At 41.3% G+C, this 9,260-nt stretch carries 12 protein-coding genes; 6 read left to right on the forward strand and 6 right to left on the reverse strand.

From position 1 onward, the window contains the following. From DBR11_RS13865 to def, 3 genes are all read left to right on the forward strand, one after another. On the forward strand, positions 1 to 451 hold a 451-nt coding region (locus DBR11_RS13865), incomplete at its 5' end, for a hypothetical protein (protein WP_233260752.1). Between the two features lie 35 nt (positions 452 to 486). Next, the gene (locus DBR11_RS13870) at positions 487 to 1,716 is read left to right on the forward strand and encodes a pitrilysin family protein (RefSeq protein WP_108553266.1); all 1,230 of its coding nucleotides are present in this window, start codon (positions 487 to 489) and stop codon (positions 1,714 to 1,716) included. 18 nt (positions 1,717 to 1,734) lie between these two features. Next, positions 1,735 to 2,295: a peptide deformylase gene (def, locus tag DBR11_RS13875; RefSeq protein WP_108553267.1), complete on the forward strand. Its 561-nt coding sequence runs from the start codon at positions 1,735 to 1,737 to the stop codon at positions 2,293 to 2,295. Between the two features lie 29 nt (positions 2,296 to 2,324). Here the strand turns inward: def and DBR11_RS13880 are convergent, their stop codons facing one another. From DBR11_RS13880 to DBR11_RS13890, 3 genes are read right to left on the reverse strand one after another with little or no spacing between them, the layout of a single operon-like run. Continuing rightward, positions 2,325 to 2,969, reverse strand: coding sequence for a carboxypeptidase regulatory-like domain-containing protein (locus DBR11_RS13880; protein ID WP_108553268.1), 645 nt, complete (start codon positions 2,967 to 2,969; stop codon positions 2,325 to 2,327). Positions 2,970 to 3,023: 54 nt separating this feature from the next. Further along, positions 3,024 to 3,269: a NifU family protein gene (locus DBR11_RS13885; RefSeq protein WP_108553269.1), complete on the reverse strand. Its 246-nt coding sequence runs from the start codon at positions 3,267 to 3,269 to the stop codon at positions 3,024 to 3,026. A gap of 41 nt (positions 3,270 to 3,310) precedes the next feature. Continuing rightward, positions 3,311 to 4,390 carry an Mrp/NBP35 family ATP-binding protein gene (locus DBR11_RS13890; RefSeq protein WP_199233839.1) on the reverse strand — a complete coding sequence of 360 codons (1,080 nt, stop codon included), beginning with the start codon at positions 4,388 to 4,390 and terminating at the stop codon, positions 3,311 to 3,313. Between the two features lie 118 nt (positions 4,391 to 4,508). On the opposite strand from DBR11_RS13890, the gene DBR11_RS13895 reads away from it, so the two are divergent. The 3 genes from DBR11_RS13895 (at position 4,509) to DBR11_RS13905 (ending at position 7,983) form a co-directional block, all read left to right on the forward strand. Beyond that, a complete protein-coding gene (locus tag DBR11_RS13895; RefSeq protein WP_108553270.1) occupies positions 4,509 to 6,677 on the forward strand; it encodes a transglycosylase domain-containing protein in 2,169 nt (722 codons plus the stop codon). 16 nt (positions 6,678 to 6,693) lie between these two features. Continuing rightward, complete coding sequence (gene hpt, locus DBR11_RS13900) at positions 6,694 to 7,236, forward strand: hypoxanthine phosphoribosyltransferase (protein WP_108553271.1); 543 nt, start codon at positions 6,694 to 6,696, stop codon at positions 7,234 to 7,236. An 87-nt stretch (positions 7,237 to 7,323) separates the two neighbouring features. Beyond that, positions 7,324 to 7,983 (forward strand): phosphatidylserine decarboxylase family protein, encoded by a 660-nt coding sequence (locus tag DBR11_RS13905; protein ID WP_108553272.1) that lies wholly within the window; start codon positions 7,324 to 7,326, stop codon positions 7,981 to 7,983. 261 nt (positions 7,984 to 8,244) lie between these two features. On the opposite strand, the gene rplS is transcribed toward DBR11_RS13905, so the two are convergent. The 3 genes from rplS to DBR11_RS13920 form a co-directional block, all read right to left on the reverse strand. Beyond that, positions 8,245 to 8,592, reverse strand: a complete 348-nt coding sequence (gene rplS / locus DBR11_RS13910; RefSeq protein ID WP_108553273.1) for a 50S ribosomal protein L19 — start codon at positions 8,590 to 8,592, stop codon at positions 8,245 to 8,247. Positions 8,593 to 8,734: 142 nt separating this feature from the next. Next, a complete protein-coding gene (locus tag DBR11_RS13915; protein ID WP_108553274.1) occupies positions 8,735 to 9,019 on the reverse strand; it encodes a hypothetical protein in 285 nt (94 codons plus the stop codon). 6 nt (positions 9,020 to 9,025) lie between these two features. Continuing rightward, positions 9,026 to 9,260: hypothetical protein (locus DBR11_RS13920; protein ID WP_108553275.1), on the reverse strand; the 235-nt coding region annotated here is incomplete at its 5' end.

Here is a 9,260-nt window from a genome sequence, read left to right on the forward strand (position 1 = left end):
CCCTTCGAGATTAAAAATTATGCAGTTGATTCATACTGCATTTTGTATCGCCATTTGCCTGTTTTCTGCCGTTGTGTTTTCTCTTGTTAAAGATAACCTCCACCTGAATGCTGCTTTCGGTCAGGATGATAACCTTTATCCCCTATTTCCCGTACTGGCCATACTTGCAGTGCTTACCGGAACTTTTTTATTCAGGAAGCAGCTCTCTGCACTCGAAGATACCCTTAGTGGTGAAGAAAAGGTAATCAGGTATCAAACGGCTTTTATCATGCGGTCTGCCTTCTTTGAGGGTGCAACTTTAATGAATATCGTAGCGTTTTTAATTAGTGCTAACCTTGTCTTTTTCATTGTTGCCGCCGCCATCTTTATCGCCTTTCTACTCACAAGGCCAACCCGTACCGGGCTTTCGGAAGCGTTAAAGCTCGGCTATGAGGATACTGAAAAATTATAATTCTGTGATATTTTTCTGTGTACCTTTGTGCCTCAATGGAATACAACGTTCATACTTTGCCTAATGGCATCCGCCTGCTTCATGTCCCTTCAGCATCTGCCATCTCTCATGCCTGTATCATTGTTAACAGTGGCTCAAGGGATGAGAAAGAAGAACAATCAGGCTTAGCACACTTTATAGAGCACCTGATCTTTAAGCGTACAGAAAAGAGAAATACCAACCAGATCTTAAATCGCCTGGAAAGCGTAGGAGCAGATCTGAATGCTTATACAACAAAAGAATATACCTGCATCCACGCTTCTTTTTTAAATCCGTACCTGGACAGGACCATAGAATTGTTTAACGATATTGTTTTTCATTCTACTTTTCCGGAGGAAGAACTGGATAAAGAGAAAAGTGTGATCCTGGATGAGATATCCTCTTACCTGGACCAGCCGGAAGAAGCCATATACGATGACTTCGAAGACATGGTCTTTGCCGGACATCCACTTGGCCGCAATATTCTTGGTACTGCAGAGAGTGTAAGCCGTTTGTCTAAAAAGGACATAAGGGAATTCATGGCGGAGAACTACCACACGGATAAGATCGTGATCGCGGTGATCGGGAATTATGCCTTCCAAAAAATGGTGAAAATTGGAAGCCGGTATTTCGAAGATATTCCACAAAATTTGCATGCCAACACAAGATTAGCCCCGCTCTCGGCCAAGCCTGTCATAAAAAATCATCAAAAGCCCATTACCCAGGCACACGCTGTTCTGGGTATGCCTGCGTATTCTATTTATCACCCCAAGAAAACAGGTTTACTCCTGTTGAACAATTTGGTTGGCGGAACCGGAATGAGCTCGGTTTTAAACCTGCAAATTCGTGAAAAATACGGAATTGCCTATACCATCGAAACGAGCTACAGCCCATTGAGCGACACGGGCATCTTTACCCTGTACTTTGGAACAGATAAGGAAAAAGTTAATAAAGCGCTTTCCCTGATCTATAAGGAATTTAAAAAATTAAGAGAACATCCCCTCACAGAGGTTCAGCTGCAAAAGGCCAAGAACAAATTTATCGGTCAGATTGCCCTTGGTGAGGAAAACCGTATCGGGTTGATCATTTCAATGGCCAAGAGCTTGATTGATCATGATAAAATTGATGATCTCCAAACCGTTTTTAGCAAAATTCAGGACGTAAGCCGGATGGAAATGGCCGATATCACCAATGAAATCCTGGACGAAAGGAATCTTAGTGCCCTAACTTTTTATCCTTTAGGGTAATATTTGTATTTTTGCAGTATGAAGTTACCAATTGTAGCCTATGGCGATCCGGTTTTAAGAAAAGTCTGCGTAGATATTGAAGAGACTTACCCAGATTTACAACAACTCATCAGCAATATGTTTGATACCATGTATGCTGCCAGCGGAGTTGGATTAGCAGCACCTCAGATTGGCCTGCCAATTCGTATGTTTATCGTAGATACAGGCGCAGACGAAGACGAGAAAAAAGGTTACAAAAAGGTTTTTATCAACGCTGAGATCCTGGAAGAGACAGGCGAACCCTGGGCTTTTAACGAAGGCTGCTTAAGTATTCCTGATATCCGTGAGGACGTGATGCGTAAACCAAACATCCGCATTAAATACCTGGATAAAAACTGGGTAGAACATGAGGATGAGGTAACAGGTATGCCTGCCCGTGTGATCCAGCATGAATATGACCATATTGAAGGCAAATTGTTTACCGACAAACTGAGCATTTTAAGAAAAACCATGCTGAAGTCCAAACTGGATTCCATTTCCAAAGGAAATGTGAGAACGGACTACAAAATGCGTTTCCCTAAACAGAATAAAAAGAGATAGATTATAAATCTAAAAGAAGATGAGAACATTTAGTTTTCATCTTCTTTCCTTGTTTTGTCTCCGCTAAAGATTTGCTGCATCAGCTTGCCCCAGGCAAATGGATTTAGCAGGGGATTGGTTTGTACCATATTTTTATTGAGCGCCCTGTCGTGGTTTAAACGCCAGTTCAGACCGGATATCTCACCCGCATCTCTCGGAAGAGTTACCATCATTCCTCCAATACTTTTTGAGGACAGGTTCTTCCTGGCAATTTCTACATCGTCATCTGCAATCTTCATAGAAAGGAAGTCTTTTGTAAATTCTTCTACGGTTGCCCATGGGTATACCCTTACTGTAGGCAGGTAAATGATCTCTGCCTTCATTTTAACCAGGGCGGTGTATTTCTCTTCTTTAAGGTCTTCAGGAATGATTACCTGAGCCTTGGTAAAACCTACAGCTGTATAATCAATGGTATCGCCCGGATGCGCCACAAAAGAAAAGTAACCTTTATAGTTTGCGGAACGCTGTTCCCGGGTATTCATATTGGTCACCGTTACATAGGGCACAACTCTGTTGCTGTCCACATCAGTAATGATTCCGGAAAATTGAATCAGTCTTTTGCGTGCAGGCTCCGGCTGTTGAGCAAAAGCACTGATCACAAAAAAGGTCAGCAAAAAAGTGAATACGTACTTCATATTACAAAAGTAGCGGTAATTACGCCAAGCGATGGTTAAATTGTGTTAAAAGATTTATACGGGTTCTGCCAGGTTAATGGCAACCACCGAAGTGATTTCCGGAACAGCCTTCATAATTGCCTGCTCAATCCCGGCTTTCATGGTCATAAAGCTCATTTTGCATGAACCACAATTTCCTAATAACTTTAATTTCACCACTTTATCTGATGTAATTTCATCTATAGCAACATCCCCTCCATCTGCAATTAAATAAGGGCGGATGGTTTCTAATGCCTGTTCTACTTGCTCTGTTAAATTCATCTGTGTTTATCTTTTTCTAATCTTAAATATAAAAATACTAATTATTTAGCAAAAACCGGCTGCGCATTATTAATCGCCACCTGCTGTGCTACTTTCCCGGCTATTTCAGAAAACGTTGCTGAAAGGATGCTTTCTTTGTTCAGTGCTACCGGAGCACCGCTGTCACCACCTTCGGTAATGCTTTGAACAATCGGGATCTCACCAAGGAAAGGTACTTCAAAGGATTCAGCAAGTACTTTTCCGCCATCTTTTCCAAAGATATAATATTTATTCTCAGGCAGTTCATCTGGTGTAAAATAAGCCATATTTTCAATCACGCCCAATACCGGAATATTGATTCCCGGCATTTTGAACATCGCCAGTCCTTTTCTGGTGTCTGCCAGGGCAACCTGCTGCGGTGTCGTTACAATAACGGCCCCGGCAATTGGAAAACTCTGTGTAATGGTGATGTGAATATCTCCTGTACCTGGAGGAAGGTCTACGATCAGGTAATCCAGTTCACCCCAGTCTGCATCGTTGAACAATTGTTTTACCGCGTTGGAAGCCATAGGCCCCCGCCATGGCACAGGCTGATCCGGATCTGCAAAAAAACCAAGCGACAATAGTTTTATGCCATATTTTTCGATCGGCATGATTAGCGTTTTACCATCTTCTGTTTCCCTTGCTCCTGGTTTAGCGCCTGTAAGCCCAAACATGGTTGGAACCGAAGGCCCGTAAATATCTGCATCAATCAGACCGGTTTTCGCACCATTTGCAGCCAGGGAAACGGCCAGGTTACTGGCGACCGTTGATTTACCAACCCCTCCCTTTCCAGAAGACACCAGGATGATGTTGCGGATGGCGCTCAACTGTGTGGAATCTGCAGGTTTGGTTACCCTGGAAGTAATGTTAATATGTACCTCTGCGTCCTGTGCCACAAAATGCTTTACTGCATTGATACAGGCATTCTTCAGCATGTCTTTTAAAGGGCAGGCAGGCGTGGTCAGTTCTAAGGTAAAACTTATATTTTTATTGTCTATTTTCAGGTCCTTAATCATGTTCAGCGTAACCAGATCTTTTTTAAGATCAGGATCTTCCACATGGCTAAGCGCCTTCAAAACTTGTTCGTTTGTAATTATCATTATTCAAAATTAACAAAACCCTTGTACAATTAATTGATTTTAGGGTTTTTAAGCGTAATTTTAACACGAAATAAACATTTGTGTTTAACGTTTAAGCAATAAACATCTATATTACAGCATGCATCTACCGCAAATCAAGGTTCCCAAGAAATATATAAAAATTGGCGCATGGGTGTTGGGAGGGATTTTGGTCATCCTTATCATCGCCGGCTCCATTGCTTATAGTAAAAGAGCTGAACTGCTTAAAAAAATGATGGCCAAAGCCATTAGCAAGGCCGACAAAGATTATGGCCTCGCCATAAAAATAGGTTCAGCCGGTTTCAGCGGCCTAAGCACGGTACATATGACCAATATTTCGGTGGTCCCTAAGGATAGAGATACCCTCTCTACTGTTTCCGATATGACCATTGGTGTTAAGCTCTTTCCGCTGTTGTTTGGTAATGTAAAACTTTCTGAAGTGAACTTGAATTCCGGAAAAATCACGATTGTTCGAAGGGATTCATTGACCAATCTGGATTTTATACTCAAAAGGAAAAAGAAGGACAGTACAGAAAACAAGTCTAAGCTGGACCTGGGCGACCTGGCGCACAACCTGTTGAACCAGGTATTATATAAGATCCCTGACGACATGAAAATCCGCGACCTCCTGTTGCAGTTCAATGATAATGATACCAGTAAACTCCAGTTTTTAACCACTACTGCTACGATCGATAACGGAGACCTCAAATCAACCATTGTGGTGAACAATAAAGAGGCCATCTGGCACGTGAACGGAGTGGTTAAACCCGGGAAGAAACAAATGGATGTATCTTTCTTTGCCGAAGGTAAAAAGGTTGAGCTTCCGTATCTGAACAGAAAATTAAATGCGAAATTGAGCTTTGATACCATCCGGACAGAACTCAAAGATGCAGATTACAGCGGAGATGCTTTCCGGATCAAAGGTTCCTGGGCTGTGAAAAACCTGCTGATCAACCATCCTAAGATCGCTTCTAATGACATCATCGTTCCTGATGCCAGGATTGATGCAGAAGTTCTGTTTGGAAAGAACTATGCAGCGCTGGACAGCAACTCGACAGTGCATTTGAAGAACGCTACTTTTCATCCTTTCTTAAAGTATACCCTATCTCCGCATAAAATCTACGAGGTAAAAGTACATGCAGATGAACAGGAAGCCCAGGGCATTCTCAATGGTTTTCCGGAAGGCTTATTTGAGTCGCTGGAGGGCTTGAAAGTGAGTGGAAAGGTAAAATATGACCTTAATTTCTACCTGGATACTTCTATCCCGGACAGTGTAAGGTTCAATTCTACCTTAACGCCTGTAAATTTCCGCATCACCGGCTGGGGCAAAACAAACCTGCAGAAGATCAACAGTACTTTCGTTTATACACCCTATGAGTATGGTAAGCCTATGCGTGACATCACCATTGGCCCTTCAAATTCAAATTACACCCCACTCTCCGAGGTATCCAGCAATTTTAAAAATGCCTTACTGACCGCAGAAGATCCTTCCTTTTTTACCCATAAAGGTTTTGTTATGGAATCTATACGGAAATCTTTTGCGGTGAATTTTAAAGAAAAGAAATTTGTTCGGGGCGGAAGCACCATTTCCATGCAACTGGTCAAAAACGTATTCCTGAGCAGAAACAAAACCCTTGCCCGGAAAGCAGAGGAAATTCTGATTGTATGGCTTATTGAAAACAACCATCTGGTTAGTAAACAGAGAATGCTGGAAGTCTATTTCAACATTATAGAAATGGGCAAAAACATTTATGGTATAGGTGAGGCCTCTAGGTATTATTTTGGCAAAACACCTGCTTCTTTAAGTATCGGAGAAGGAATTTTCCTGGCCAATATTGTGCCCAGACCAAAAATCGCTTTGTTTAAATTCCGCGGAGATGGGGGCCTTAAGGATTATTTGTATCCATACTTTAAATACATGGGCAATATCATGGCCCGGCGGGGACTTACCCCTTCAGATACCAGCGGGTATGGATTCTATAACGTAAGGCTTCGGGAAGGCCTGAGACAATATCTGTTACCGGATTCTACCAAAGTAGATACGACCGCTTATGATAATGATGACCCAATGCCAGCCATTGAAACTCATGACGAATCAAAAAGTTTATTTGATCGTATATTTGGGTCGAAAAAAGATAAAGACACCACGTCCAGATCATCTTCCAAAACAGATACCCTTCAGAAAACGAAGAAACAGCTCAGACAGGAAAGACGGGAGCAGCGAAGGCTGGAAAAAGAATTGGAGAAACTAAAAAAGAACGGCGGATAACCTTGCAATACACCTAATGAAGCATACTGTTCAAGTAGAAGATAAAGAGTTTGAGATCCTGCTGGAAAATGACCAGATCAGTAAACGTACCAGATTGATTGGTATCCAGCTCAACGTAGATTATGAAAATCGCTGTCCCATTATTATTGGGGTGCTCAACGGCAGTTTTCTTTTTATGGCAGATCTGATTAAGGAACTGAACATTCCTTGTGAAGTGGGATTTATACGGGTTTCCTCGTATAAAGGCACTTCGACCAGCGGCGAAGTGAAAGAGGCTTTTGGTTTGCCGGATACACTTCACAACCGCGATGTAATTATTGTAGAAGATATTGTGGATACAGGACATACGTTAAAATTCATCCTGGAAAAGGTCTATCAGCAAAGTCCTGCCTCGGTAAGGGTATGCTCATTATTGTTTAAACCTGCTGCATTACTCGAACCGGTCAAGGAACTGGAATATGTTGGCTTTGAGATCCCGAATGAATTTGTAGTGGGCTATGGACTGGATTATAATGGCTTAGGAAGAAATCTAACACATATTTACCGGGCAACTGACTAGCTAATCATCCGGCATTTTATCTTTTCTACCCGCGATATGCATAGAGGTCAGATAATTTTACCAATTTTGCAAAAAAATTTTTAACCAATGACGATACATAAAGAAGGTTATACAACAATCGCAGTTACCTTACTGTTTATTTTTGTTTTAAATGCTTTTATAGATTATAGGTATGCAGACCTGACCTGGCTGCGGTGGTTCATTTATATCTTTTCTTTTGCCCTGTTTGTAATTGTACTGCAGTTCTTCAGGAACCCAAGCCGGGCATTTGCCAGGAACGATCAGTCCATTATTTGTCCTGCAGACGGTAAAGTGGTGGTGATAGAGGAAACAGAAGAAGGAGAATACTTTAAAGACAGAAGACTTCAGGTATCTATTTTTATGTCCCCGGTGAACGTTCACATCAACAGGAACCCAATCTCTGGTGTTGTTAAATTTTTCAAATACCACCCAGGCAAGTATTTAGCGGCATGGAACCCTAAATCGTCTACAGAAAACGAACGTACTACAGTTGTTGTAGAGCATGCAAACGGAACTCCTGTATTGTTCAGACAGATAGCCGGTGCATTGGCCAGAAGGATTGTATGGTATGTTAAAGAAGGCGATCAGGTAGAACAAAGCAAAGAGTTCGGATTTATTAAATTCGGATCGAGAGTGGATATCTTCCTGCCCCTGGGTACCAAAGTTAACCTGGAGCTGAACCAGGTGGTTAAAGGCGGAATTACAGTATTGGGCGAGCTGTCTTAATCATGGACAAGCGCTTTATGGCGCTGCTCTCCAAATCAAATAGATATAAAAAAGGCGCAAACTGATTTGCGCCTTTTTTATTTGCACTGCTTTCCGTTTTAGATTTTTATTCTTAAGCGCTTTTAAGCCTTTTCAAGACCGACAGACTATTTTGCCAGACTACTTGTCGCAAAACGATCAAAGTTCCTTATAGAGCTTTAAAGCAAACAAAAAAACCTCCCCGATAATATCGGGAAGGCTATTATATTTTTTAAGAGTAAATTAAACTCTTTTGGATTTAATACGGGCAGCTTTACCAGTAAGTTCACGCAGGTAGAACAATTTCGCTCTGCGTACTTTACCGTGGCTGTTCACTTCAACCTTATCAATATTTGGCGAGTTAACAGGGAAGATACGTTCCACACCTACACCATTTGACATTTTACGAACTGTAAACGTTTCATTAGCACCTACGCTATTACGTTGTAACACTACGCCTTGATAAATTTGGATACGTTCCTTATTACCTTCGCGAATTTTATAGTGAACACTCACTGTATCTCCTGATTTGAATGCAGGAAATTCATTTTTTACGATTACCTGCTCTTCAACAAATTTTACTAAATCCATGATTTTAAGCTATTAAGCCGACTTTCTGTTGTTTAAAAATCGGACTGCAATATTAGGAAAATTATTTTAGAAATAAAAGGGATTTTTATTTTTTTCCACATTCTTTGAAATTTCCACAAATAAGGCTACAGGATTCGGGCCTTCAGGAAGTTTCATTCCTTGCTGACCTCAACAGCTCTTTTAAAGTACTGACTTTGCAGGAGGTATTAGAAAGTCCTCCTGGTTCCATCTCAAATAAAGCCTCAAGCAGCCTCACCTTTTCGTGAGGAATATCTGTCTTATCCTCTATTTTAATCTCCCTCCAGCAATAAATGGTATTCAGGGAAACATTTAGTACTGACTGTAGAATCTTTAGTGCCTGGCTATAATCCTTAGCCGGCAGATTTTCCAGGTATTCTGTGATCCTGTATTTCTTAAGCTCTTCCATAATTCATCAGTATTTCCCCTTTTTAATTAATGCTTTAAGCGGTTCCCCGGTCATACTGAAATTTTCCAGCTCTCCAGATTTAACCCCAAACAAAATTTCCAGCATTTTGACTTTCTCATAAGGGATATCCTGTGTATCGTGTAATTTGATCTTCCGGTAATTGTGAAACGTATTTACAGCCACATCTAAAACCTCGGGAATAATCCGAAGGGCAGCTTTATATTCTTTGACCGTCAATTTC

Source organism: Pedobacter sp. HMWF019 (genome assembly GCF_003061025.1).
GTDB lineage: Bacteria > Bacteroidota > Bacteroidia > Sphingobacteriales > Sphingobacteriaceae > Pedobacter.